This window comes from Salmonella sp. SAL04196, from assembly GCF_046550835.1.
GTDB lineage: Bacteria > Pseudomonadota > Gammaproteobacteria > Enterobacterales > Enterobacteriaceae > Salmonella > Salmonella enterica.
In genome coordinates this window covers 96,622-123,568 of the sequence record NZ_JBGDXE010000001.1, presented here as the reverse complement: position 1 = coordinate 123,568, position 26,947 = coordinate 96,622, and the positions used below count along the sequence as shown (strand labels likewise).

General features: G+C 54.3%; 18 protein-coding genes and 1 pseudogene. 14 read left to right on the top strand and 5 right to left on the bottom strand.

Annotation, left to right across the window (positions count from 1 at the left end; genetic code table 11):
- Positions 1-170 precede the first annotated feature (170 nt).
- A complete protein-coding gene (locus ACLJPE_RS00560; protein WP_023223158.1) occupies positions 171-3,161 on the top strand; it encodes an MASE1 domain-containing protein in 2,991 nt (996 codons plus the stop codon).
- Here ACLJPE_RS00560 and alkA read toward each other — a convergent pair.
- Positions 3,129-3,998 (bottom strand): DNA-3-methyladenine glycosylase 2, encoded by an 870-nt coding sequence (gene alkA / locus ACLJPE_RS00555; protein WP_000494714.1) that lies wholly within the window; start codon positions 3,996-3,998, stop codon positions 3,129-3,131. The genes ACLJPE_RS00560 and alkA overlap by 33 nt on opposite strands.
- Positions 3,999-4,131: 133 nt before the next feature.
- Between alkA and yegD the strand changes: the two genes are divergently transcribed.
- On the top strand, positions 4,132-5,484 hold the full coding sequence (gene yegD, locus ACLJPE_RS00550; RefSeq protein ID WP_000469628.1) for a molecular chaperone: 1,353 nt from the start codon (positions 4,132-4,134) through the stop codon (positions 5,482-5,484).
- Positions 5,485-5,582: 98 nt separating this feature from the next.
- Here the strand turns inward: yegD and ACLJPE_RS00545 are convergent, their stop codons facing one another.
- The gene (locus ACLJPE_RS00545) at positions 5,583-5,642 is read right to left on the bottom strand and encodes a type I toxin-antitoxin system Ibs family toxin (protein ID WP_105887528.1); all 60 of its coding nucleotides are present in this window, start codon (positions 5,640-5,642) and stop codon (positions 5,583-5,585) included.
- 282 nt (positions 5,643-5,924) lie between these two features.
- Here ACLJPE_RS00545 and mdtA point away from each other — a divergent pair, with 282 nt between their 5' ends.
- The 11 genes and pseudogenes from mdtA to ACLJPE_RS00490 all read left to right on the top strand — a co-directional run.
- Complete coding sequence (gene mdtA, locus ACLJPE_RS00540; protein WP_000678813.1) at positions 5,925-7,166, top strand: multidrug efflux RND transporter subunit MdtA; 1,242 nt, start codon at positions 5,925-5,927, stop codon at positions 7,164-7,166.
- Entirely contained in the window at positions 7,166-10,288 is a 3,123-nt protein-coding gene (gene mdtB / locus ACLJPE_RS00535) for a multidrug efflux RND transporter permease subunit MdtB (RefSeq protein WP_001197795.1), read from the top strand. Before mdtA ends, mdtB begins: the two co-directional genes overlap by 1 nt.
- Positions 10,289-13,369, top strand: coding sequence for a multidrug efflux RND transporter permease subunit MdtC (gene mdtC / locus ACLJPE_RS00530; protein ID WP_039513978.1), 3,081 nt, complete (start codon positions 10,289-10,291; stop codon positions 13,367-13,369). It abuts the gene before it with no gap.
- Positions 13,366-14,778 (top strand): MFS transporter, encoded by a 1,413-nt coding sequence (locus ACLJPE_RS00525; RefSeq protein ID WP_000137821.1) that lies wholly within the window; start codon positions 13,366-13,368, stop codon positions 14,776-14,778. The genes mdtC and ACLJPE_RS00525 overlap by 4 nt, the downstream gene beginning before the upstream one ends.
- Entirely contained in the window at positions 14,778-16,181 is a 1,404-nt protein-coding gene (gene baeS / locus ACLJPE_RS00520) for a two-component system sensor histidine kinase BaeS (RefSeq protein ID WP_000870070.1), read from the top strand. The genes ACLJPE_RS00525 and baeS overlap by 1 nt, the downstream gene beginning before the upstream one ends.
- Positions 16,178-16,900 (top strand): two-component system response regulator BaeR, encoded by a 723-nt coding sequence (gene baeR / locus ACLJPE_RS00515; protein WP_000137854.1) that lies wholly within the window; start codon positions 16,178-16,180, stop codon positions 16,898-16,900. The genes baeS and baeR overlap by 4 nt, the downstream gene beginning before the upstream one ends.
- A gap of 268 nt (positions 16,901-17,168) precedes the next feature.
- Positions 17,169-18,371 carry a hypothetical protein gene (locus tag ACLJPE_RS00510; protein WP_039513973.1) on the top strand — a complete coding sequence of 401 codons (1,203 nt, stop codon included), beginning with the start codon at positions 17,169-17,171 and terminating at the stop codon, positions 18,369-18,371.
- Positions 18,371-19,087 carry a DUF1266 domain-containing protein gene (locus tag ACLJPE_RS00505; RefSeq protein WP_001645168.1) on the top strand — a complete coding sequence of 239 codons (717 nt, stop codon included), beginning with the start codon at positions 18,371-18,373 and terminating at the stop codon, positions 19,085-19,087. Before ACLJPE_RS00510 ends, ACLJPE_RS00505 begins: the two co-directional genes overlap by 1 nt.
- Before the next feature lie 10 nt (positions 19,088-19,097).
- Complete coding sequence (locus tag ACLJPE_RS00500; protein ID WP_039513969.1) at positions 19,098-21,209, top strand: DUF4034 domain-containing protein; 2,112 nt, start codon at positions 19,098-19,100, stop codon at positions 21,207-21,209.
- Positions 21,210-21,324: 115 nt separating this feature from the next.
- A complete protein-coding gene (yegQ, locus tag ACLJPE_RS00495) occupies positions 21,325-22,686 on the top strand; it encodes a tRNA 5-hydroxyuridine modification protein YegQ (RefSeq protein ID WP_001517981.1) in 1,362 nt (453 codons plus the stop codon).
- 450 nt (positions 22,687-23,136) lie between these two features.
- Positions 23,137-23,316: pseudogene (locus tag ACLJPE_RS00490) on the top strand (non-LEE encoded effector protein NleB); the annotation flags it as partial.
- 9 nt (positions 23,317-23,325) lie between these two features.
- Here the strand turns inward: ACLJPE_RS00490 and ACLJPE_RS00485 are convergent.
- Both ACLJPE_RS00485 and steD read right to left on the bottom strand, forming a co-directional pair.
- Positions 23,326-23,742 (bottom strand): CesT family type III secretion system chaperone, encoded by a 417-nt coding sequence (locus tag ACLJPE_RS00485; RefSeq protein WP_001555792.1) that lies wholly within the window; start codon positions 23,740-23,742, stop codon positions 23,326-23,328.
- Positions 23,743-23,863: 121 nt separating this feature from the next.
- On the bottom strand, positions 23,864-24,199 hold the full coding sequence (gene steD / locus ACLJPE_RS00480; protein ID WP_031602137.1) for a type III secretion system effector SteD: 336 nt from the start codon (positions 24,197-24,199) through the stop codon (positions 23,864-23,866).
- Positions 24,200-24,754: 555 nt separating this feature from the next.
- Between steD and yegS the strand changes: the two genes are divergently transcribed.
- Complete coding sequence (gene yegS, locus ACLJPE_RS00475; RefSeq protein WP_001273393.1) at positions 24,755-25,654, top strand: lipid kinase YegS; 900 nt, start codon at positions 24,755-24,757, stop codon at positions 25,652-25,654.
- Positions 25,655-25,706: 52 nt separating this feature from the next.
- Here yegS and fbaB read toward each other — a convergent pair whose 3' ends face one another.
- Positions 25,707-26,759, bottom strand: coding sequence for a class I fructose-bisphosphate aldolase (gene fbaB / locus ACLJPE_RS00470; protein ID WP_000129590.1), 1,053 nt, complete (start codon positions 26,757-26,759; stop codon positions 25,707-25,709).
- Positions 26,760-26,947 lie beyond the last annotated feature (188 nt).

The window sequence follows — 26,947 nt, the reverse complement described above, 5'->3', positions numbered from 1 at the left end:
TTAATGCGGACAGCGGATTTATCGACCCGTCTGGAGGAGGAATACGCCGGGAGCCACAATTTATATTCAGCCAGCGTATAAATCATTACGCGTTTATACTAGCATAATCACAGAGTAAACTGACGCGTCCGGTATTCCGCGACGTTACCGGCGATTCGGATAGAGTGGTAATGAGTAAACCATCCCAACATGTTTTCGTTACCGTCCCCCACCCGCTATTGCGTCTGGTCAGTTTAGGCCTGGTCGCGTTTGTCTTTACGCTCTTTTCGCTCGTATTATCGCGTGTCGGCACCCAACTCGCGCCGCTGTGGTTCCCCACCTCCATTATGATGGTCGCGTTTTACCGCCATGCGGGCCGTCTGTGGCCTGGGATCGCGGTCGCCTGCTCGCTCGGCAGCATCGGCGCCTCACTGACTTTATTTCCTGCCGCCTCGCTTAACTTTAGCTGGACGGCAATAAATATTATCGAGGCGGCCACTGGCGCGATACTGCTGCGAAAACTGCTCCCCAGCTACAACCCCTTACAAAATTTGAATGACTGGTTTCGTCTGGCTATCGGCAGCGCCGTGATTCCGCCGCTACTCGGCGGCCTGTTATTTTGGCTAATAGCGCCGGAAGCGGTCGCCTCGAAAGCGTTTCTGATTTGGGTATTATCGGAAGCCATCGGCGCGCTGACGCTGGTGCCGTTAGGTTTACTGTTTAAACCACACTATCTGTTGCGTCATCGCGACCCGCATCTGTTGCTGGAAACGCTATTGACGCTGGTCATTACGCTGGCGCTAAGCTGGCTCGCTATGCGCTATATTCCGTGGCCGTTTACGTGCGTTATCGTCCTGTTGATGTGGAGTGCGGTGCGCCTGCCGCGAATGGAGGCGTTTTTAATTTTTTTAGCTACCGTTATCGTGGTCTCGCTCATGCTGGCCAATGACCCCACGCTGCTCGCCACGCCGAAAACCGACGTGATGGTCAATATGCCGTGGCTGCCTTTTTTAATGATCCTGCTGCCTGCCAATATGATGACGATGGTGATGTACGCGTTTCGCACGGAACGCAAACATATCACCGAGAGCGAATCCCGCTTTCGCAACGCGATGGAGTATTCCGCCATTGGTATGGCGCTGGTCGGTACGGAGGGTCAGTGGCTACAGGTCAATAAATCTCTGAGCCATTTTCTTGGCTATAGCCAGGATGAATTACGCACGATGACATTTCAGCAATTGACCTGGCCGGAAGACCTGAATAACGACCTTGAACAGCTAAACATGCTGGTGCGCGGCGACATCAATAGCTATTCCATGGAAAAACGCTACTACACCCGCAACGGCGATGTCGTCTGGGCGCTGCTGGCCGTCTCGCTGGTTCGGCATAAAGACAATAAACCTCTCTATTTTATTGCTCAGATTGAAGATATTAACGATCTCAAGCAAAGCGAGCAGGAAAACCAGCGGTTGATGGAGCGTATTACACAGGCGAACGACGCGCTGTTTCAGGAAAAAGAACGGTTGCACATCACGCTTGACTCTATCGGAGAAGCGGTGGTGTGTATTGATGTCGCGATGAATATCACCTTTATGAACCCGATCGCCGAGAAGATGAGCGGCTGGCGGCAAGAGGATGCTTTAGGCGCGCCATTATTAACGGTTCTGCGCATTACGTCAGGTGATAAGGGGCCGCTGCTGGAGGATATTTATCGCGCCGACAGGTCGCGATCGGACATGGAACAGGAGATAGTGCTCCATTGTCATAACGGCGGTAGCTACGATATTCATTACAGTATCACGCCGCTCAGTACGCTTGACGGCGATAAGATTGGTTCGGTTCTGGTTATCCAGGACGTTACCGAATCACGAAAAATGTTACGCCAGCTCAGCTACAGCGCAACGCATGACGCCCTCACCCATCTTGCCAACCGCGCCAGTTTTGAAAAGCAGCTTCAACAGCGCCTGCAAACAATACAGGAATCGCCTCAACATCATGCGCTGGTGTTTATCGATCTGGACCGTTTTAAAGCGGTTAACGACAGCGCGGGACATGCCGCCGGCGATGCCTTATTGCGCGAACTCGCGTCACTGATGCTCAGTATGCTTCGCTCCGGCGATCTCCTGGCCCGTCTGGGTGGCGATGAGTTTGGCCTGTTGCTGCCGGATTGTAATAGTGACAGCGCGCGCTTTATCGTGACGCGGCTTATCAACGCCGTTAATGAATATCACTTTATGTGGGAAGGACGCCTGCATCGGATCGGCGCCAGCGCCGGGATCACAATGATAAATGAACATAACTGCCAGCTCACAGAGGTCGTGTCTCAGGCCGATATAGCCTGCTACGCCGCGAAAAATAGCGGTCGCGGCCGTCTGACCGTGTACGAACCGCAGCACGCATTAACCTCCTCAAAGGGAATGATGCCGCTGGAAGAACAGTGGCATATGATTAAAAATAACCACCTGCTAATGCTTGCCAGAAACGTCGCGCCGCCGCGTACGCCGGAGGCCACCAGCTTTTGGCTGGTCTCACTCAGGCTGTGGACCAGCGAAGGGGAAGTGATGGAAGAGCGCGCGTTCCGGGCAGGATTAGCCGACTCCGCGCTGCATCACGCGCTTGACCGACGGGTATTCCATGAGTTTTTCCACCATGCGGCGACCGCCGTCGCCAGCAAGGGATTAAGCGTTGCGCTGCCGCTGTCCGCCGCAGGATTATACAGCGCGACCCTCATTGATGAGCTGCTGGAACAACTGGAGCATAGCCCACTGCCGCCACGGTTATTACACCTGATTATCCCGGCTGACGTTATCGTTAAGCAGGCGCAGACCGCCGCTGCGACTCTGCGAAAACTGCGGCAACGCGGCTGCCAGGTGATTCTCAGCCATGTCGGGCGCGATTTACAGCTGTTTAATTTACTGACCCCGCATATCGCTGATTATTTACTGCTGGATAGCGACCTTATCGCCAACGTTCATGAGAGTTTAATGGATGAAATGCTGACCTCGATCATCCAGGGACACGCCCAGCATCTGGACATCAAAACGCTCGCCGGGCCGGTACAAAACCCACAGGTGCTGGATACGCTCTCCCGTATTGGCGTGGATCTAATTTATGGCGACACTATCGCCGAAGCGCAACCACTGGATTTGTTACTGAATACCAGCTATTTCGCTATCCATTGACGGTTGCCAGCCGTGGGTATACCAGATATGCAGTAGCGCGTAGGAACGCCACGGTTTCCAGCGCTCCGCGTAGCGACGGATCTGCGCGGGCGTCATCCCGGCGAAGCGCTGCTTAATTAAGTAATCATCGGGTAAAAAGATATCTTTTGCCTGCCAACCGCGCAGGGCGAAATAGTTCGCCGTCCAGCGGCCAATTCCCGGAAACGTTTGTAAATTTTTAACGCTCTGCTCAATATCCGGCGGCGCGGCGAGCGCCAGTTTTCCCGCCAGCGTCGCCTGCGCCAGATGAATCAGCGCTTCGGCGCGCCGCAGCGGCATCCCCAGAGCTTTAAGCGCCAGCGGATCGGCCAACGCCAGCGTTTCCGGACCGGGAAAACAGACATAATCGGGCGCATCCGGCAACGCCTCGCCATAGCGGCGCGCCACTTTCGCCGTCAACCTTGCCGCCATCGCGACACTCACCAGTTGCCCCAGTATCGCCCGCACGCCTTGTTCAAACGTATCAACCGATCCCGGTAAACGCAGCCCCGGTCTGTCCTCGCCCAGTGGCCCCAGCACGGCGGCAACCTGCGCGGGCTGGCAGTCAAGATCAAACAGACGCGAAACCTTCGCCAGACACGCCGGCGCGACGGGAAGTAATCCGGCGCTTACGCTAACCTGCACAGTGTGGGTGGGCAGATGGGGCCTCACGCTGACCAGTCCGCGATGCTCGCCCACCACCAGGCTGCGCGCATAAAAGCCCTCGCCTACCGTTTCCACGCCATCCACCGCACGCGCGGCAAGAAAGCCCAACATCCACGACCAGTCGTAAGGCGGCTGCCAGCTCAGGGTAAACATACTTTTCTCCTTTATTTGACCTTTCAGCATAAACGCTAATCGCACGTAACGCCTTGCTTTCATATTCCAGTTGTCGCCGCGACGACATTTCGCTAAAGTCACGCCCCTTCTTCACTGGCATGGGGATTTTAAGGTGTTTATAGGATTTGATTACGGTACGGCAAACTGCTCGGTCGCCATTATGCGCGACGGGCATCCACAGTTGCTGACAATGGAGAATAACAGCGCATTACTGCCGTCTATGCTGTGCGCGCCGACGCGCGAGGCGGTGAGCGAGTGGCTGTATCGCCATCATGATGTGCCGGCAACGGACGAAGAAACCCAGGCGCTGCTGCGCCGCGCGATACGCTACAACCGCGAGGAAGATATTGAGGTTGGCGCGCAAAGCGTACAGTTTGGTCTGGCGTCGCTGGCGCACTATATTGACGATCCCCAGGAGGTCTGGTTTGTCAAATCGCCAAAATCCTTTTTAGGCGCCAGCGGCCTGAAACCGCAGCAGGTCGCGCTGTTTGAAGATTTGGTCTGCGCCATGATGGTACATATTCGTCATACGGCGCACAGCCAATTGCCGGAGGCCATTACCCAGGCGGTGATCGGTCGCCCGATCAACTTTCAGGGACTCGGCGGCGATGACGCGAACCGCCAGGCGCAGGGTATTCTGGAGCGGGCGGCAAAACGCGCCGGTTTTCAGGAGGTGGTATTCCAGTACGAACCGGTCGCGGCGGGCCTGGACTACGAGGCTACGCTGCGGGAAGAGAAGCGTGTGCTGGTCGTGGATATTGGCGGCGGCACCACCGACTGCTCCATGCTACTAATGGGGCCACAGTGGCGTCAGCGCGCCGATCGTGAAAACAGCCTGTTGGGGCACAGCGGTTGCCGCGTGGGCGGAAACGATCTGGATATCGCGCTGGCCTTTAAAAATCTGATGCCTTTGCTGGGCATGGGCGGCGAAACCGAAAAAGGCATCGCCCTGCCGGTGCTGCCGTGGTGGAATGCCGTGGCGATTAACGACGTCCCGGCGCAAAGCGATTTTTACAGTAGCGCGAATGGTCGTCTGTTGAATGATTTGGTTCGCAACGCGCGTGAAGCAGACAAGGTCGCGTTGCTGCTCAAGGTCTGGCGCCAGCGGCTTAGTTACCGCCTGGTACGTTGCGCGGAAGAGAGCAAAATCGCCCTTTCCGGCCAGGCGGATGTTACGGCGAGGCTGCCATTTATCAGCGACGACCTGGCGGTCGCTATCAGCCAGCAAGGACTGGAAGCGGCGCTGGATCAACCGCTGGCGCGTATTCTGGAACAGGTGCAACTGGCGCTGGACAGCGCGCAGGAAAAACCGGATGTCATCTATCTGACCGGCGGCAGCGCCCGTTCGCCATTGATTAAAAAAGCGCTTTCCGAACAGCTACCGGGCATACCCGTCGCTGGCGGCGATGATTTCGGCTCCGTCACCGCAGGACTGGCGCGCTGGGCGGAGGTCGTTTTCCGCTAAGCGCCTCGCAAGCCCAGAGCTGATGGATTGACATTATTCTTGATGTGGCTTAACGTCAGGAGTGAGGGTAAGGGAGGATTCCTCCTCCCCCTGGTGTCTTAGTAAGCTGGTAGGCTAATCACTAAGAGTATCACCAGTATGATGACTACCTTCATCATAACCCTTTCCTTATTTTGGCCCCTTCCTCGGGAGGGGCTTTCCCGTTTCAGCGTCCTGCTGAAATCGGTGGCTTACCTTCATTGCCGTGCCGCCACTTTACCGCACTCCGGCGCGTTAACGATTTTCACCGATGAGAGTTGCGTAGCGCCTCGCAAAGCGGGCCGCCATTCAGAATAATCCCGACCGTGTTCCATAATTCCTCCATTTTTCTCCCTTCCCTGCTGACTACAATAGAGGGAGCAACATTCCGCAAAACGTTTCAGGATGAGAAACTTATACCGATGAAAGGCAGTAATACTTTCCGCTGGGCAATAGCGATTGGGGTTGTAGTAGCCGCCGCCGCATTCTGGTTCTGGCATAGCCGTAGCGAAAGCCCGACCGCCGCGCCGGGCGTCGCCGCGCAAGCGCCGCATACCGCCGCCGCAGGTCGCCGCGGTATGCGCGACGGCCCTCTGGCGCCGGTACAGGCCGCGACCGCGACCACGCAAGCCGTACCGCGCTATCTGAGCGGGCTGGGTACCGTGACCGCAGCGAATACCGTTACGGTGCGTAGCCGCGTGGATGGTCAACTCATCGCCCTGCACTTTCAGGAAGGTCAGCAGGTCAACGCAGGCGATCTGCTGGCGCAAATCGATCCCAGCCAGTTTAAGGTCGCCCTGGCGCAGGCTCAGGGACAGTTGGCGAAAGATAACGCTACGCTGGCGAATGCGCGTCGTGATCTGGCGCGCTATCAGCAACTGGCAAAAACCAATCTGGTTTCCCGTCAGGAACTGGATGCGCAACAGGCGCTGGTCAACGAAACCCAGGGAACCATTAAAGCGGATGAAGCCAATGTCGCCAGCGCGCAGTTACAGCTCGACTGGAGTCGTATCACAGCCCCGGTCTCGGGACGCGTGGGTCTGAAACAGGTGGATGTCGGCAACCAGATTTCCAGCAGCGATACCGCCGGTATTGTCGTCATTACGCAAACGCACCCGATTGATCTCATTTTTACTCTGCCGGAAAGCGATATCGCGACCGTGGTTCAGGCACAGAAAGCGGGGAAAGCGCTGGTCGTAGAAGCCTGGGATCGGACTAACTCGCACAAATTGAGCGAAGGTGTGTTGCTCAGTCTGGACAACCAGATTGATCCCACGACGGGAACGATCAAAATTAAAGCGCGCTTTACCAATCAGGACGATACGCTGTTCCCCAATCAATTTGTGAACGCCCGGATGCTGGTCGATACCGAACAAAATGCCGTTGTGGTGCCTGCCGCGGCGGTGCAAATGGGCAATGAGGGCCACTTTGTGTGGGTGCTGAACGACGAAAATAACGTCAGCAAGAAGCGGGTAAAAATCGGTATTCAGGATAACCGAAACGTGGTGATCAGCGCTGGCTTGTCGGCAGGCGATCGCGTCGTTACCGATGGTATTGATCGGCTGACGGAAGGCGCAAAAGTCGAGGTCGTTGAGCCGCAGACCACCGTGGCGGATGAAAAATCCCCTTCCCGCCATGAAGGTCAAAAAGGAGCGCGCGCCTGATGCAGGTATTACCTCCGGGCAGCACGGGCGGCCCTTCGCGTCTGTTTATTCTGCGCCCCGTGGCCACCACTCTGCTGATGGCGGCGATTTTACTCGCCGGGATTATCGGCTATCGCTTCCTGCCCGTCGCCGCTTTGCCGGAGGTCGACTACCCCACTATTCAGGTTGTTACGCTCTACCCTGGCGCCAGCCCGGATGTCATGACCTCCGCCGTCACCGCGCCGCTTGAGCGCCAGTTCGGCCAGATGTCGGGACTTAAGCAGATGTCGTCGCAAAGCTCCGGCGGCGCATCGGTGGTAACGCTACAGTTTCAGTTGACGCTGCCGCTGGACGTTGCCGAGCAGGAAGTACAGGCGGCGATTAACGCAGCCACCAATTTATTGCCTTCCGACCTGCCGAATCCGCCGATTTATAGCAAAGTCAACCCGGCGGACCCGCCGATTATGACGCTTGCCGTCACCTCAAACGCGATGCCGATGACCCAGGTAGAGGACATGGTAGAAACCCGCGTGGCGCAGAAGATCTCGCAGGTCTCCGGCGTCGGGCTGGTGACGCTTGCCGGCGGGCAGCGCCCTGCGGTACGCGTAAAACTGAATGCTCAGGCTGTCGCCGCGCTCGGTCTGACCAGCGAAACGGTCCGTACCGCAATTACCGGCGCCAACGTCAACTCGGCGAAAGGCAGTCTGGATGGCCCCGAACGGGCGGTGACGCTTTCTGCTAACGATCAGATGCAGTCTGCCGACGAATACCGCAGGCTTATCATCGCGTATCAAAACGGCGCGCCGGTACGGCTGGGCGATGTCGCCACCGTCGAACAGGGGGCGGAAAATAGCTGGCTCGGCGCATGGGCGAATCAAGCGCCGGCTATCGTGATGAACGTTCAACGCCAGCCTGGCGCCAATATCATTGCGACAGCGGACAGCATTCGCCAGATGCTGCCCCAGCTTACCGAAAGCCTGCCGAAATCGGTGAAGGTCACGGTCCTGTCCGATCGCACCACCAATATTCGTGCTTCCGTGCGCGATACCCAGTTTGAACTGATGCTGGCGATCGCGCTGGTCGTCATGATTATCTATCTGTTTTTACGCAATATTCCCGCCACAATTATTCCCGGCATCGCCGTACCGCTGTCGCTTATCGGCACCTTTGCGGTGATGGTATTTTTGGATTTTTCCATTAATAACCTGACGCTGATGGCGCTCACTATCGCCACGGGTTTCGTGGTGGACGATGCGATTGTGGTGATCGAGAACATCTCGCGCTACATCGAAAAAGGAGAAAAACCGCTGGCGGCGGCGCTCAAAGGCGCGGGCGAAATCGGCTTTACCATTATTTCCCTCACCTTTTCACTGATTGCGGTGCTGATCCCGTTGCTCTTTATGGGCGATATTGTTGGTCGACTGTTCCGCGAATTTGCGGTGACGTTGGCGGTAGCGATTTTAATCTCCGCCGTCGTCTCTTTGACGCTCACGCCCATGATGTGCGCGCGTATGCTCAGCCAGCAATCTCTGCGTAAACAAAACCGCTTTTCCCGCGCCTGCGAGCGGATGTTTGACCGCGTGATCGCCAGCTACGGACGCGGATTAGCGAAAGTGCTCAACCATCCGTGGCTTACATTGAGCGTGGCATTCGCCACGCTCCTGCTCAGCGTTATGCTGTGGATAGTCATCCCGAAAGGGTTCTTTCCGGTACAGGATAACGGCATTATCCAGGGGGCGCTGCAGGCGCCGCAATCGTCATCGTATGCCAGTATGGCGCAACGTCAGCGCCAGGTGGCGGAGCGGATATTACAGGACCCGGCGGTGCAAAGTCTGACGACTTTTGTTGGCGTAGACGGCGCTAACCCCACGCTGAATAGCGCGCGCCTGCAAATTAACCTCAAGCCGCTGGATGCGCGTGATGACCGCGTGCAGCAGGTGATCTCCCGGCTGCAAACCGCCGTGGCGACGATTCCCGGCGTGGCGCTGTATCTCCAGCCGACGCAGGATTTAACCATCGACACGCAGGTCAGCCGCACGCAGTATCAGTTTACCCTGCAGGCCACGACGCTCGATGCGCTCAGTCACTGGGTGCCAAAACTGCAGAACGCGCTACAGTCGTTACCACAGCTCTCTGAGGTAAGCAGCGACTGGCAAGATCGGGGATTAGCGGCCTGGGTGAATGTCGACCGCGACAGCGCCAGCCGTCTGGGTATCAGCATGGCGGATGTGGATAACGCGCTCTACAACGCGTTCGGGCAACGCCTGATTTCAACGATTTATACCCAGGCGAACCAGTACCGCGTCGTACTGGAACATAATACCGCCAGCACGCCGGGACTGGCGGCGCTGGAGACGATTCGCCTGACGAGCCGCGACGGCGGCACCGTACCGCTCAGCGCGATTGCCCGCATTGAGCAGCGCTTCGCTCCGCTCTCTATCAATCATTTAGATCAGTTCCCGGTTACGACATTTTCGTTTAACGTGCCGGAGGGCTATTCGCTCGGCGATGCGGTGCAGGCAATTCTCGATACGGAAAAAACGCTCGCCCTGCCAGCGGATATTACAACGCAGTTTCAGGGCAGTACGCTCGCCTTCCAGGCGGCGCTGGGCAGCACCGTCTGGCTTATTGTCGCCGCCGTGGTGGCGATGTATATCGTGCTCGGCGTGCTGTATGAGAGTTTTATCCATCCGATCACGATTCTCTCAACGCTGCCTACGGCGGGCGTCGGCGCGCTGCTGGCGCTGATCATCGCCGGTAGCGAGCTCGATATTATCGCCATTATCGGCATTATTTTGCTGATCGGCATCGTGAAGAAAAACGCCATCATGATGATTGACTTCGCCCTCGCCGCCGAACGCGAACAGGGGATGAGTCCGCGCGACGCTATCTTCCAGGCCTGTCTGCTGCGTTTTCGACCGATTCTGATGACCACGCTGGCGGCGTTGCTCGGGGCATTGCCATTAATGTTGAGTACCGGCGTTGGCGCGGAATTACGTCGCCCGTTGGGGATCGCAATGGTGGGCGGCCTACTGGTCAGCCAGGTATTAACTCTGTTTACCACACCGGTGATTTATCTCCTGTTTGACCGCCTGTCGCTGTACGTGAAAAGTCGCTTTCCGCGCCATAAAGAGGAGGCGTAGATGCGCTTTTTCGCCCTTTTCATCTACCGCCCGGTCGCCACCATTTTGATTGCCGCCGCCATTACGCTGTGCGGCATTCTGGGCTTCCGTCTGCTGCCGGTCGCCCCGCTGCCGCAGGTCGATTTCCCGGTGATTATGGTTAGCGCCTCGCTGCCGGGCGCCTCGCCGGAAACCATGGCTTCGTCGGTGGCGACGCCGTTGGAACGCTCTTTGGGACGCATTGCAGGCGTCAATGAAATGACTTCCAGCAGCTCGCTCGGCAGTACGCGCATTATTCTCGAATTTAATTTCGATCGTGATATTAACGGCGCGGCGCGCGACGTGCAGGCCGCCATTAACGCCGCGCAAAGCTTGTTGCCAGGCGGAATGCCCAGCCGCCCGACTTATCGCAAGGCCAACCCATCCGACGCGCCGATTATGATTTTAACGCTCACCTCGGAGAGCTGGTCACAGGGCAAACTGTATGATTTCGCCTCTACCCAACTGGCGCAAACCATCGCGCAAATTGACGGCGTCGGCGATGTTGACGTCGGCGGCAGCTCCCTGCCCGCAGTACGTGTAGGCTTAAACCCGCAGGCGCTCTTTAACCAGGGCGTCTCGCTGGATGAGGTCCGCGAAGCGATCGACAGCGCCAACGTACGCCGACCGCAAGGCGCAATTGAAGATAGCGTCCACCGCTGGCAAATCCAGACCAACGACGAACTGAAAACCGCCGCCGAATACCAGCCGCTGATTATTCACTATAACAACGGCGCGGCGGTACGCCTGGGCGACGTCGCCAGCGTCACCGACTCGGTGCAGGATGTCCGTAACGCCGGGATGACGAACGCTAAACCCGCTATTTTGTTGATGATCCGCAAGCTGCCGGAGGCCAACATTATTCAGACGGTCGACGGCATCCGGGCAAAACTGCCGGAACTGCGGGCAATGATCCCCGCCGCTATCGATTTACAAATCGCCCAGGATCGTTCGCCGACGATTCGCGCATCGCTGCAAGAGGTAGAAGAGACGCTGGTTATCTCTGTCGCGCTGGTGATCCTGGTGGTGTTTTTATTCCTGCGTTCCGGGCGCGCCACGCTAATCCCCGCCGTCGCCGTTCCCGTTTCGCTCATCGGCACCTTCGCCGCCATGTATCTGTGCGGCTTCAGCCTCAACAATCTGTCGCTGATGGCGCTGACTATCGCAACCGGATTTGTCGTTGATGATGCCATTGTGGTGCTGGAAAATATCGCCCGCCATCTGGAGGCGGGAATGAAACCTTTGCAGGCGGCATTACAGGGTACGCGGGAAGTCGGGTTTACGGTCATCTCCATGAGTCTGTCGCTGGTGGCGGTATTTCTGCCGCTGCTGTTAATGGGCGGTCTGCCAGGGCGATTATTACGGGAATTCGCCGTTACCCTCTCGGTGGCGATTGGCATTTCGCTGGTGGTCTCGCTCACGCTGACGCCGATGATGTGCGGCTGGATGCTTAAATCAAGCAAACCGCGCACCCAACCGCGTAAACGGGGCGTTGGCCGTTTGCTGGTCGCCTTGCAACAGGGTTACGGCACGTCGTTAAAATGGGTGCTTAACCATACGCGTCTTGTCGGTGTGGTTTTTCTTGGCACCATTGCGCTGAACATCTGGCTTTATATCGCCATCCCTAAAACATTCTTTCCGGAGCAGGACACCGGCGTGTTGATGGGCGGTATTCAGGCTGACCAGAGCATCTCTTTCCAGGCCATGCGCGGCAAGCTGCAGGATTTTATGAAAATTATTCGCGACGATCCGGCGGTGAATAATGTCACTGGTTTTACCGGCGGCTCGCGGGTGAATAGCGGCATGATGTTTATTACGCTGAAGCCGCGCGGCGAACGCAAAGAGACGGCGCAGCAAATCATTGATCGACTGCGGGTCAAACTGGCAAAAGAACCCGGCGCCAGGCTGTTTCTGATGGCGGTACAGGATATTCGCGTCGGCGGGCGGCAGGCTAACGCCAGTTACCAATATACGTTGCTGTCTGACTCCCTGGCGGCGCTGCGCGAGTGGGAGCCGAAAATACGCAAAGCGCTCTCGGCCCTGCCGCAACTGGCGGACGTAAACTCCGACCAGCAGGATAATGGCGCGGAGATGAACCTTATCTACGACCGCGACACCATGTCACGGCTGGGTATTGATGTTCAGGCCGCAAACAGTCTGTTAAATAATGCTTTCGGCCAGCGGCAAATTTCCACCATTTATCAGCCGATGAACCAGTATAAAATGGTGATGGAAGTCGATCCGCGCTATAGCCAGGATATCAGCGCGCTGGAGAAAATGTTCGTTATCAACCGTGACGGAAAAGCGATTCCCCTCTCTTATTTCGCCCAATGGCGGCCCGCCAATGCGCCGCTGTCGGTGAACCATCAGGGATTGTCCGCGGCGTCCACGATTGCCTTTAACCTGCCGACCGGCACATCGTTATCGCAGGCGACGGAGGCCATTAATCGCACAATGACGCAGCTTGGCGTCCCCCCGACGGTACGCGGCAGTTTTTCCGGAACGGCGCAAGTCTTCCAGCAGACCATGAATTCGCAGCTTATTTTGATAGTGGCGGCGATCGCTACCGTCTACATTGTGCTGGGGATACTGTACGAAAGCTACGTCCATCCGCTGACCATTCTCTCTACTCTGCCATCGGCGGGCGTTGGGGCGCTTCTGGCGCTGGAGCTCTTCAATGCCCCTTTCAGCCTAATCGCCCTGATAGGGATCATGCTATTAATTGGCATTGTGAAGAAAAACGCCATTATGATGGTCGATTTTGCGCTTGAAGCGCAACGAAGCGGCGGCCTGACGCCGGAACAAGCCATTTTCCAGGCCTGCTTGTTACGCTTCCGTCCAATAATGATGACCACGCTGGCGGCGCTGTTCGGCGCACTGCCATTGGTGTTATCTGGCGGAGACGGTTCGGAATTACGGCAGCCGTTGGGGATAACCATTGTCGGCGGTTTGGTCATGAGCCAGCTCCTGACGCTCTATACCACGCCGGTGGTGTACCTCTTTTTCGATCGTCTGCGGCTGCGTTTTTCGCGTAAAAATAGCAAACCGGTAGTAGAGATATGACAGAACTTCCTGACAACACCCGCTGGCAACTCTGGATTGTGGCATTCGGCTTTTTTATGCAGTCGCTGGATACCACCATCGTCAACACTGCGCTGCCCTCCATGGCGAAAAGCCTGGGGGAAAGCCCGCTGCATATGCACATGGTAGTGGTGTCATATGTTCTTACCGTCGCCGTGATGCTCCCCGCCAGCGGCTGGCTGGCAGATAAAATCGGCGTGCGTAATATTTTCTTTGCCGCCATTGTGCTGTTCACGCTGGGTTCGCTGTTTTGCGCCCTCTCCGGCACGCTTAATCAACTGGTATTAGCGCGGGTTTTACAAGGCGTAGGCGGCGCGATGATGGTGCCAGTCGGACGCCTGACGGTCATGAAAATCGTGCCGCGCGCGCAATATATGGCGGCGATGACCTTCGTCACCCTACCGGGACAGATCGGGCCGTTACTCGGCCCCGCGCTGGGCGGGGTGCTGGTGGAATATGCTTCATGGCACTGGATCTTTCTGATCAATATCCCGGTGGGAATTGTCGGCGCTATGGCGACCTTTATGCTGATGCCAAACTACACCATAGAGACCCGGCGCTTTGATCTGCCGGGGTTCCTGCTGTTAGCTATCGGCATGGCGGTACTCACGCTGGCGCTGGACGGTAGTAAAAGCATGGGGATTTCGCCCTGGACATTAGCCGGACTTGCTGCGGGCGGCGCGGCAGCCATTCTGCTCTATCTCCTCCATGCCAAAAAAAACTCAGGCGCGTTATTCAGCCTGCGATTGTTCCGCACGCCCACGTTTTCACTGGGGTTGCTGGGCAGTTTTGCCGGGCGTATCGGCAGCGGTATGCTGCCGTTTATGACGCCGGTCTTTTTGCAAATTGGTCTTGGTTTTTCACCGTTTCATGCCGGTTTGATGATGATCCCCATGGTGCTGGGCAGCATGGGAATGAAGCGGATTGTGGTGCAGATAGTTAACCGTTTTGGCTATCGTCGGGTTCTGGTAGCGACCACGCTCGGACTGGCATTGGTTAGCCTGTTGTTTATGTCGGTCGCGCTGCTCGGCTGGTATTATCTCCTGCCGCTGGTACTGCTTTTGCAGGGAATGGTGAACTCGGCGCGCTTTTCTTCCATGAACACCTTAACGCTAAAAGACCTTCCCGATACGCTGGCCAGCAGCGGCAATAGCTTATTATCGATGATTATGCAGCTCTCGATGAGTATTGGCGTCACTATTGCCGGAATGCTGCTGGGTATGTTTGGCCAACAGCATATCGGGATAGACAGTAGCGCCACACATCACGTCTTTATGTACACCTGGTTATGTATGGCGGTTATTATCGCGCTACCGGCGATAATTTTTGCCCGCGTGCCGAACGATACACAGCAAAACATGGTCATTTCACGGCGTAAAAGGAGCCTGTAATGAAAGTCTGGCGGCCCGGAATCACCGGTAAGCTGTTTCTGGCGATTTTCGCCACCTGCATCGTGCTGCTGATCAGTATGCATTGGGCCGTGCGCGTCAGTTTTGAACGCGGATTTATTGACTATATCAAACACGGCAACGAGCAGCGGCTACAAATGCTGGGCGATGCGCTGGGCGACCAGTACCAGCAACACGGCAACTGGCGTTTTTTACGCAACAACGATCGCTTCGTTTTCCAGATTCTGCGTTCATTTGAGCATGACAACGACCGGGATAAACCCGGCCCCGGTATGCCGCCACACGGTTGGCGCACCCAGTTCTGGGTCGTCGATCAAAATGGCCGGGTGCTGGTCGGCCCACGCGGTCCGGTGCCGCATGACGGTACTCGCCGCCCCATTCTGGTCAATGACGTCGAAGTCGGCGCGATTATCGCCTCTCCTGTCGAGCGGCTGACGCGCAATACGGATATTAATTTTGATATGCAGCAGCGGCGCGCCAGTTGGATGATCGTGGCGTTATCAACGTTGCTGGCCGCGCTGGCGACATTTTTGCTGGCGCGTGGCCTGCTCGCCCCGGTCAAACGGTTGGTCGAGGGTACGCACAGACTGGCGGCGGGGGATTTTACCACGCGCGTGACCCCAACCAGCGCCGATGAGCTGGGAAAACTGGCGCAGGACTTTAACCAGCTTGCCAGCACGCTGGAAAAAAATCAGCAGATGCGCCGCGACTTTATGGCGGATATTTCCCACGAACTGCGCACGCCGCTGGCGGTATTGCGCGGCGAACTGGAAGCCATTCAGGATGGCGTTCGCCAGTTCACGCCAGAATCGGTTACCTCCCTACAGGCGGAAGTCGGTACGCTTACCAAACTGGTTGACGACCTGCATCAGCTTTCGTTGTCTGACGAGGGCGCGCTGGCTTACCAAAAAACGACCGTCGATCTTGTTCCCCTGTTGGAAGTCGCTGGCGGCGCGTTCAGAGAACGCTTTACCAGCCGGGGGCTAACGCTACATTACGCGTTGCCGGATAGCATGACCGTCTTCGGCGACCCGGATCGCCTGATGCAACTGTTTAATAATCTGCTGGAAAACAGTCTGCGTTACACCGACAGCGGCGGTGGCCTGCATATTTCCGCCGAACAACGCGACAAATCATTATTCCTGACCTTTGCCGATTCTGCACCGGGCGTCAGCGATGAACAGTTACAAAAACTTTTTGACCGTTTTTACCGCACGGAAGTGTCCCGTAACCGCGCCAGCGGCGGTTCTGGACTGGGGCTGGCGATATGCGTCAATATTGTACACGCGCATAACGGTCATCTTCACGCCGCTCATTCGCCTTTTGGCGGGGTTAGCATTACAGTAGAGTTACCGCTGGATCGCGATTTACAGAGAGAAGTATGACTGAATTACCCATTGATGAAAACACGCCGCGCATTTTGATTGTTGAAGATGAACCCAAGCTGGGACAGCTGCTTATTGACTACTTACGCGCGGCGAGTTACGCCCCCACGCTCATCAATCATGGCGACAAGGTACTGCCGTATGTGCGTCAAACGCCGCCGGATCTGATTCTGCTGGATCTGATGCTGCCGGGTACCGATGGTCTGACGCTATGCCGGGAGATTCGCCGTTTTTCCGACATCCCCATTGTGATGGTCACGGCCAAAATCGAAGAGATCGACCGGCTGCTTGGGCTGGAAATCGGCGCCGATGATTATATCTGTAAGCCTTACAGCCCGCGCGAAGTCGTGGCCCGCGTGAAAACCATTTTGCGCCGCTGTAAACCGCAGCGCGAACTCCAGCAGCAGGATGCCGAAAGCCCGTTAATGATTGATGAAAGCCGCTTTCAGGCCTCCTGGTGTGGTAAAGCGCTGGATTTAACCCCCGCTGAATTCCGCCTGCTAAAAACCTTATCGCTTGAACCGGGTAAAGTTTTTTCCCGCGAGCAGTTGTTAAACCACCTCTACGACGACTACCGTGTGGTGACCGATCGTACTATCGACAGCCACATTAAAAACCTGCGCCGTAAACTGGAATCGCTGGATGCCGAACAGTCATTTATACGCGCGGTCTACGGGGTGGGATATCGCTGGGAAGCGGATGCGTGTCGCCTGGTATAATGATTATTGGCATAACAATAACAAGGTCGTAAAACGATATTTTCCGCCAACGCTATTCTGGCGGAATTAACACACTGTCCTCTTTTCTTTGGCCAAGCGGTATCCCGAAAACCATGACGAACGCGATCGGGGACAATAAATTATTTGGCCGCTCTTTTTAGTTTACCGATATACTGTGAGTAGTTTTTTAAACTTATTGCGCATTAATTCATTAAGTGAATCTAAAAATAAATAAACATAATACCAACTTAATTATACATGGATTTTTATGACAGAAACGTCATCTCACCGCTATAAACCACGCAATATAATAAATGCGCCAAATGTAAAATCGTCTATTTTTTCCCGGAGCCAACAACGCGGCGACAGCGAAAATATCCAGCGCTGGTTAAGCAACCATTTTTATCGTTGGATCATTGGTGACTTTCCCCATGTTTATCCTGTGCGATCCGTCGCCGATTATGCCGTTTATTTTAGCGCTGATACAGAAATCCCCGCCTGGCTGGCGCCAAAGCTGGGTGGCTATGAGCGCTTTTACTACCTTAACGTTCAGCACCCGCAACTTGTGGCAATGGAAAGAGATTTAGTGGAATTTCTTTCGCGTCAGGAAGGAACGCGGCTGGAAACTAAACTACAGCGCATCAACTGCTTTACCGTGCTGGCAATGCGCGAAGCGGAGCATCAAAAAATGCAGCGCCTGCGTGAACAAGGTTGGTATCCCTCCAACAGCGAGGCGCTAAAACCGGTGATGACGGTGAATAACGGCGTGCTGGTTGAGTTTGATGCAACAAACCCCGGCCTGCGCAGTGAGATGGCGTATGAATCCTGGCATATGCAACACTGCGTCGGAGATTTTGAAAATAAAGGCGCGCTTTCCGGCGGCTACGGCGATTACTACGCCCGACAAATTGAACAACAAAAACTTCGCCTGTTCAGCCTGCGCGACGGCAATAATATTCCCCACGTCACAATAAGCCTGGTGGTTGGTAATAACGGCCTGAGCATTGATCAGATTAAAGGTAAGCAAAATCGCCATCCTATTAAGAAATATGCTAACGATGTTTTATCTCTGTTACGCCATCTGCAACCACTTCCTGAGCGCCACGCCGATTGCGAAGAGATGGGAATAGTTTATGAAGCAACGCCGGAATATTCAGGTTGGAAATTTATTACTCATATTCATGACCTCAATTTTCTGCTCAATGTGCTGCATGACAATTTTCATTTAATGGAGCACTTCCCCACTCCCCCGGTAGCTTTACAGTGGCTGCTGTTGCACAGCGCCCCAGAGGCGCTGCGCTACCTTCAGGTTGTTGATCCTAACGTGGCGACGGCTGCGGAAATGCTGTTTCCACGGCATGAATGGCACCCTACGCTTGCCGGAAAAAACACCAGTAGCGAACCTTTCGAAATTGAAAGCCTGACGCTACAAACCACGCGTTACCTCCCTGTCATCAAGGAGGTGCAATAATGTTCTGGATTGTTCTTATTATTGCCGCCCTATTTTTTAGCTGGCGCAACTACAAAAAAAACAAACCGCTGATTGCGGCCCGTATCGCCGAGGAGAAAGAAAAAGATCGTCTGAAGGATCTGCGTCGCGATACCCGGCGGCGGCAATGGGCGCTGGCGCTAGCCGATATCCTCGCCCGACGCAACGGGCTACCGACCAAAGGCGTTGAGCTGGTCTTCAAACTTGACGATGACAAACGCCGCTATCTGGCACAGCAGGTAAAAAAAGAGCTGGGCTTGAGCGAGAACCTCGACGGCGCGGCGTTACGCCACAAGGTTGAGGATATCTTACGCCGCTGGCCTGCGGGCATCGGCAGCTCGCCGCGCACGTTTTATCATCATCTGGCGGCCCAGGGCCAGGTCCGCGACGCGCTGGCTTTCGACTGCATGCGCACCGCCTTTCTGACCCGCTGTATCGCCGGGCTCGGCTGGTGCGACGTACATCAGGCCTGGCTGGTGTTATTACTTAACGCCCAGCGCGCTCAGGACTGTTTTGATTCCTGGGAGGATTACGCCACCGCCTACGTTCGCGCCCGCCGGGTATGGCTCACGCTACGTGACACGCCAACAGCGCTTGCCGGACGGGATTTACAGGAAGCCACCCATTATCTGCAAGACCCTGTCAGCCGCTGGCGACAACTGCCGTGGAATGAATTCAAAATTTTCGAGCCGATTTAAAGGACTATTTATGGAACAGGATGACCGCCTGCTCAACGCTATGTTTGAGATGTGCAACCACAAAAATCCCCTCAATGACGGGCATCGCGAGTGGCATATCGCCGATATTTCCGGCCTGCTGCGCGAAGAACGCTATGACGAACTGGACGAACGCTACAACCAGGCGCTGACGGAGAGCTTTACCAGCCGCGAAGCGGAAAAGCGCTATTTCTTCGCCTGGAATCAAATGGACAACCCTTTTTACGATATGGACACGCTGGTTGAGGCCGGGCCGCAAGGATTAGCGCTGATCAAAAACTGGCAGCGCGCCCGCCCCCGCTCTACTCACGCCTGGCTTGCCGAGGCGCAATACTGGAATCACCGTGCGTGGCTGTATCGCAGCTATGGCTGGGCGAGAGAAACCACCCGAGCGATGTGGATCTGCGCTGCCGCCTGCAACGAACGGATGGTCATCGCCGCGCTCAATGCTATCGACTGTGAACCGCGCCAGTGGATGGCGGCGGCCCTGACCAGCACCAACTCAAAAGTCTTCGGCCAGCCCGACTGGCTGGTTGAGTTCCTCGTGGGCGCGGATGTTGCCGGGCAGCCATTAATGGAAGATCTGGCTGAATATCATCGCCATTCACCGCAGGAGGTGGACGCGCTGATGGCCCATTCCGGGCTGTCGTTTGCCGACGCGGTTTGCCCAAATTTGCCGCGCCCGTCCGTGCTACCGGAGTGCAATGACGATGCCGGGCAAAAATACTGGCTCGCCGTCTGCCTGGCTATTTTCCCGACAGCATTTTACGTGCTGGATGAATATATCCCGTTTCGTATGCCGCGCTGGGGAGGGTCTCACGAGGAAATCCGCGAATTTCTGGAATCAAGCGTATGCGATCACCTTTCTGCCGCAGAACGTGAACATCTGGAGCTATTAATCTGGTGGGACGGTCACCGCGATCTGCGCATTAAAGAGGTTGACTCCCCGGCAGAACAGGAACGCATTATCGCCAAAGCCGAAGAGATTAGCCTGCGAGCGCATATCCAGGAATCCCGCCACAACGCGCTGAAGTGGCTGCGGGTCTGCTATAGCGATCTGGACGATAATGACGCGCTCTGGCGAACCCTTCAGCGTTCGATCGTAGAAAAAGTTAAGCTCAACAATTATTTCTCTGATGACACGATAAAGTTCGCCCTGCGCGATTTTCCTGACACCTGGTGGATGTATAATTTTCTCTGTCAGAATGCGCAGCAAACGGAATTCGCAGTGCCGAAAATCCGTCGTGGCTACGTTCAGTACGCCGGGCTATTGGGTTTCGAAAAGGATGAGGCGCAAGGCCTCGCCTGGCTCGATAGCGTCGCCGACATTAAATATAACCATCACTGGCGGGCGGCGATTAAAAATTTCAACTGGTTCGGGCTCCCGGAACATTTCGTGTCGCTGGCAGAGCTGGGCGCGCAAAGAAATATCCCCGCCGCGCTAAACCTGCTGGGCCTTGAACACAATAATAAAGAGAACAACGGCCTACTACCTTACGATCCTGCCATCGCGTTAGGGTATTTTCAGCGCGCGGCGGAGATTTTGCACCGGCAGTTAGCGCTGCGCGAGAGCACCCCGTACAAATTAATAGATAACGGAGGCTATACCGACTATGAAAATGACCTGCAAAATATTCATTTCAGCATCGGCATCTGCAACCAGCGTCTGAGTAAACAAGAACTTGATACCGAAAAACGTTCCGCTTATGAAAAAGAACTGCTCGATAATCTCTGGCTGGCGCATCAGTTCGGACATAAAGAGGCCTGGGGCTTGTTCCTGCTGAATATTTTTGAAGTGAAGGATATTACGCTGGCGCATAAGCATCTGGAACTGGTGCAACAAGAGGCCAACAAAGGCACGCTACACGCTATGGTGACCCTATCGCGCCTGCACGGTAATAAACACGATCGAACGCTGTTTAATATGAAGCTAAGCGCACGCTGGGCGCATTTTGCCTTCACGCTTTACCCGGATAATGAAATCGTTATGGACTGCCTGGACCACCTGCATTTCGATTCTTTCTGGAAACGCTTTCGTTTCGCCTGGTATACCGTCCGCATCCCGAACTCAGAGCTGCCGGGACAGGTCAACTCAATGGTGTAAGGTGGTTTACTCCCCTCTCCCACGGCGCTACAATGCCCGCCCTTAAAGTGAGGACTCTCCTCCAGCCGCCTCATCAGGTGAGGCGGATCTGACCTGTCATCAGAACGAGAAAATGATGTTTAAACCAGAACTCCTTTCGCCGGCGGGAACGCTGAAAAATATGCGTTACGCTTTCGCTTACGGTGCCGATGCCGTCTATGCGGGCCAACCGCGCTACTCTTTACGCGTGCGTAATAACGAATTCAATCACGAAAATTTGCAGCTTGGCATCAACGAAGCCCACGCGCTCGGAAAAAAATTCTACGTGGTGGTGAACATCGCCCCGCATAACGCCAAGCTCAAAACCTTTATCCGTGACCTGAAACCCGTCGTCGAGATGGGCCCGGATGCGCTGATCATGTCCGATCCAGGGTTGATTATGCTGGTACGCGAGCACTTCCCGGCAATGCCGATTCACCTGTCGGTACAGGCTAATGCCGTAAACTGGGCGACGGTAAAATTCTGGCAGCAGATGGGGCTGACCCGTGTGATTCTCTCCCGCGAGCTGTCGCTGGAAGAGATTGAGGAAATTCGCCAGCAGGTGCCGGATATGGAAATAGAAATTTTCGTCCACGGCGCGCTATGCATGGCCTATTCCGGCCGCTGCCTGCTTTCCGGCTACATCAATAAACGCGATCCGAACCAGGGCACCTGCACCAATGCCTGCCGTTGGGAATATAACGTGCAGGAAGGAAAAGAAGACGTTGTCGGCAACATCGTGCATAAGCACGAACCGATTCCGGTACAGAACGTTGAGCCGACGCTCGGTATCGGCGCGCCGACGGATAAAGTGTTTATGATAGAAGAGGCCCAAAGACCGGGCGAATACATGACCGCGTTCGAAGACGAGCATGGCACCTATATCATGAACTCAAAAGATTTGCGCGCTATCGCCCACGTGGAGCGCCTGACGAAAATGGGCGTCCACTCGCTGAAAATCGAAGGCCGCACCAAATCCTTTTATTACTGCGCCCGTACCGCGCAGGTCTACCGTAAGGCCATCGACGACGCCGCCGCGGGTAAACCCTTCGACCCTACGCTGCTGGAAACGTTGGAAGGTCTGGCTCATCGCGGCTATACCGAAGGTTTCCTGCGTCGCCATACGCACGACGATTACCAGAATTACGAGTACGGGTACTCCGTTTCCGAACGCCAGCAATTTGTCGGCGAGTTCACCGGCGAGCGTAAAGGCCAACTGGCGGCCGTGGCGGTGAAAAATAAATTCTCCGTTGGCGATAGTCTGGAGCTGATGACACCGCAGGGAAATATCAATTTCACCCTGGAACAGATGGAGAACGCCAAAGGCGACGCTATGCCGGTGGCGCCTGGCGATGGCTATACCGTCTGGATGCCCGTCCCGCAGGACGTTACGCTGGATTACGCACTATTGATGCGTAATTTCTCAGGCGAATCAACGCGTAACCCCCATGCTAAGTAGTTAATTGCGGTTATTTTTTCATGGCGGGAAGATTCTTAGAAATTGATCACATACCGCTTCGCTCAATGCGGGTATTATTCAACGCGCTGAAAAACATAACCCATAAATGCTAGCTGTACCAGGAACCACCTCCTTGGCCTGCGTAATCTCCCTTACGCAGGCTTATTTTTTGCGTATAATCAATAAAAAAGTGGTACTTTCCGCCACATCCAAAAATTGACCACACTAACCAAAGCGCAAATGGGCGCTTAGGTTTACAGACCTCCACTATTCATGGCCAGCCAGCAAGTCACAATCCTCCCGCATCCGGTCAGACTCAGGACTTAGCATTCTGATATTTACGTTTAAAATCAGTGAATTAAATCAAGAACTGCTTTGTGCGAACTTATACAAAAAGTTTCCAGGTTATTAAATTAAGGTTAAAAACCGATAATTTAAGCGTGTAAAGTTATGGCACGTTTTAATGCCGCTTTTACAAGGATTAAAATAATGTTTTCCCGGATTAGAGGTTTGATTTCATGTCAAAGTAATACTCAAACCATCGCACCTACGCTCAGTCCACCTTCATCAGGCCATGTAAGTTTTGCCGGGGTTGATTATCCTCTATTACCACCAGATCACCAAACACCCTTCCCACCGTCACGTATAATCGGTATCCAGAGTTATTCCTTTATCCTGTAAAATGTGATACAGATTCTCCATTGATCTAATAACTACCTCAATTTCACATTCAAGTTTCTCTACAGAACTTTCATTGAGTGAGAAGTTGAGAGCCAGTAATAATGATTGTGAGTTATTATCATAACACAAATGTGGTCCATTATTCTCTGCAAACCATAAATTAGCATTGAGAAATTCAAAAGCAAGATTATTATTATCCGGAGGTCTTCCGCAAAAACCGTATATCATTATATACTCGCTATTAGTGCTTGTTAGTAAGATACGGTAACGGTTATCTATAATAAATGAGCATAATCTGTTTTCGTCAAAGGCAATTGAATCGGCATTTAATTTTAGTGAAAACTGTCTTAATAAGCGATCGGCTCTTGAATACATAACACCCCATACTCTATTTAAAGAGTTTCTATATAAGTCATAAGCCTCTTGTCTGGACGCTTAACACCCCGTGTCATCGTCGGAATTCATCTTTTCCCTATGACTTGCTGTGTTTGCTCATTTATGGCCAGGCTGGCCGGGTTCTGATGCCATTTGCGCTAAGGTATAGTCCGGCGCATATTCCCATCATACCAATTCCCCCCATGCCAAACGATGCGCCTAAAACCGTCAGAGCGGTAGTATATGCAGCACCACTACTGACACTGGCGACAGCCCCTGAGCATACCCCACTGAAAACACCTGTAAACAATGCCGTGGTTCCCAGGCACATTAAACATCTGGGTTTATTGCCGTAAGCGTTAAACTCAACGATTTCAGCTACTGGTTTTTCGTCATTACCCCGTTCAGAAGGAGGGAGCAATGGCGTTTGCGCATTCACGCCTGAAGTGACATTCATATAAACCTCTTCATGCACATGCCTGTTTATGTTTATGAGAAAAGCGGTACCTCAGGCACGACTATAAGACACCGCGCTAAGCCATCATCTAAATAGGTTTTATTTGATATATAGTAGCGTGCTTCTAATAGTGCGCCGTGTTTCTGCTAAAGAGTCTAAAGAACATTTCGATTTTATGCTATTAAAAAGTATGTTTGGTAATAAATATCAGGTTTTTATCTGATATTATGGTGTTTGAAATTAATACTGATAACTGACGTATGTTCGTCTTGTTAATTCTCCGTTTCGTTATCAAAGGCGCTATATCGGAAAGCGTCTGACTCCCCCTTGTGATTTCCCTGCACTCTCACAAGCGCTACTCAATGCGCATACCGGCATCTCTCTTGTCGCCATTTGCCTTAAACCATGCTTCACTTACCGCTGCGTACAGCAGGAAGAAAAACGGTAAAGCAATAAGTGCGCAACATTTCAATTTTCATCCTGTTCTGACCTCGCTTTTTCATTTCTGCTATACACTTTCTGGAGATTGTTGTTCAACTTATTAAGGCATAACGGATGGCTAACTTTCCCGCCAGCTTACTGATCCTCAATGGCAAAAGCGCTGATAACCAGCCGCTACGTGAGGCCATTACTCTACTTCGCGACGAAGGTATACAGATTCACGTTCGGGTAACCTGGGAAAAAGGCGACGCGCAGCGTTACGTTGATGAAGCCCGTAGACTGGGCGTTGAAACGGTGATTGCCGGCGGCGGAGACGGTACCATTAATGAAGTGTCGACCGCGCTCATCCAGATCCGCGACGGCGTAGCCCCTGCACTGGGCCTTTTGCCGCTCGGCACTGCCAACGATTTTGCCACCAGCGCCGGTATTCCTGAAGCGCTGGACAAAGCGCTGAAACTGGCGATTGCCGGAAACGCGATGGAAATTGATATGGCCAGGGTCAATGATAAAACCTGTTTTATCAATATGGCGACGGGCGGTTTTGGCACCCGCATTACCACTGAAACGCCGGAAAAACTCAAGGCCGCGTTGGGCGGCGTCTCCTATCTTATCCACGGTCTGATGAGAATGGATACGCTGACCCCTGACCGCTGCGAAATACGTGGCGAAAACTTTCACTGGCAGGGAGATGCGCTGGTGATCGGCATCGGCAACGGTCGTCAGGCCGGCGGCGGGCAGCAATTATGTCCCACCGCGCTGATTAACGACGGGCTGTTACAGCTACGGATTTTTACCGGCGAAGAGCTGCTGCCGGCGCTGTTTTCCACACTCACGCAGTCAGATGACAATCCGAATATTATTGACGGCGCCTCGGCGTGGTTTGATATTCATGCGCCGCATGAAATCACGTTTAATCTGGATGGCGAACCACTCAGCGGACAAGAATTTCATATTGAGGTGCTACCTGGCGCATTACGCTGTCGGCTGCCGCCAGACTGCCCGTTGCTACGTTAATAACACCTGTCGCTGGCCGGATGCGCTCACATCCGGCTTTTCTTCGTTAAACTCAGGCGATGGTGACTTTGCTATCCAGATAGACATCCTGTACGGCGTTAATCAACTTCACGCCATCAGCCATCGATTTCTTAAAGGCTTTACGTCCCAGAATTAGCCCCATTCCACCGGCTCGTTTGTTGATCACCGCGGTACGAACCGCGTCGCCGAGATCAGTGTCGCCGCCGTCCGCGCCGCCGGAGTTGATAAGCCCGGCGCGTCCCATATAGCAGTTCGCCAACTGGTAACGTACCAAATCGATCGGGTTATCGCTCGTCAGTTTGCTGTACACGCGGTCGTCGGTATAGCCGAAGTTGACCGCTTTATAACCGCCATTATTCTCGGCCATTTTCTGTTTCACAATATCCGCGCCAATCGTAGCGGCCAGATGGTTGGCTTGCCCCGTCAGGTCAGCGGATACATGGTAATCGACGCCGTCTTTTTTAAAGGAAGAATTACGCAGGTAAGCCCACAATACGGTCACCATACCCAGCTCATGCGCACGCTCAAAAGCGGCGGAGATCTCTTCAATCTGGCGACGAGACTGTTCCGAACCGAAATAGATCGTCGCGCCTACCGCCACGGCGCCCATATTGAACGCCTGCTCAACGCTGGCGTACAGGGTCTGATCGTACTCTGTCGGATAGCTCAATGTTTCGTTGTGATTCAGTTTGACCAAAAACGGAATACGGTGCGCATAGCGCCGTGAAACCGAGGCCAGTACGCCGTAGGTAGAGGCCACGCAGTTACAGCCGGCCTCAATCGCCAATTCAACAATATTTTTTGGGTCAAAGTAGCGCGGGTTGGCCGCAAAAGAAGCGCCGGCGGAGTGCTCCACCCCCTGATCGACGGGCAGTATCGAAAGGTATCCTGTTCCCGCCAGGCGACCAGTATTATAGAGCGTCTGCATATTACGCAGAACGGCTGGTGGACGATTATTGTCAATCATCACCCGGTCAACGTAATCCTTGCCGGGTAGATAAAGCTGATCGGACGGAATGGTCATACAACGATGCTGTAAAAGGCTGTCGGCGTCTTTGCCAAGCAACTGCGCAATATCAGTCATAGCTATGCTCCCGTAAGTTCCGATAGGGTATCGGAAGGTGAATAGTCCTGCCCCGCAGATTGCGGGTCGCAATAAGCCTGGTACTGACCGACCATTTTTGCCAACTTTAGCGCATTTTTTCGGCGCTATCTGCTGACTCGATTCACGTCCGAAAAAGTGTTAGATCGGTCAAAATTAATGCTCAATGG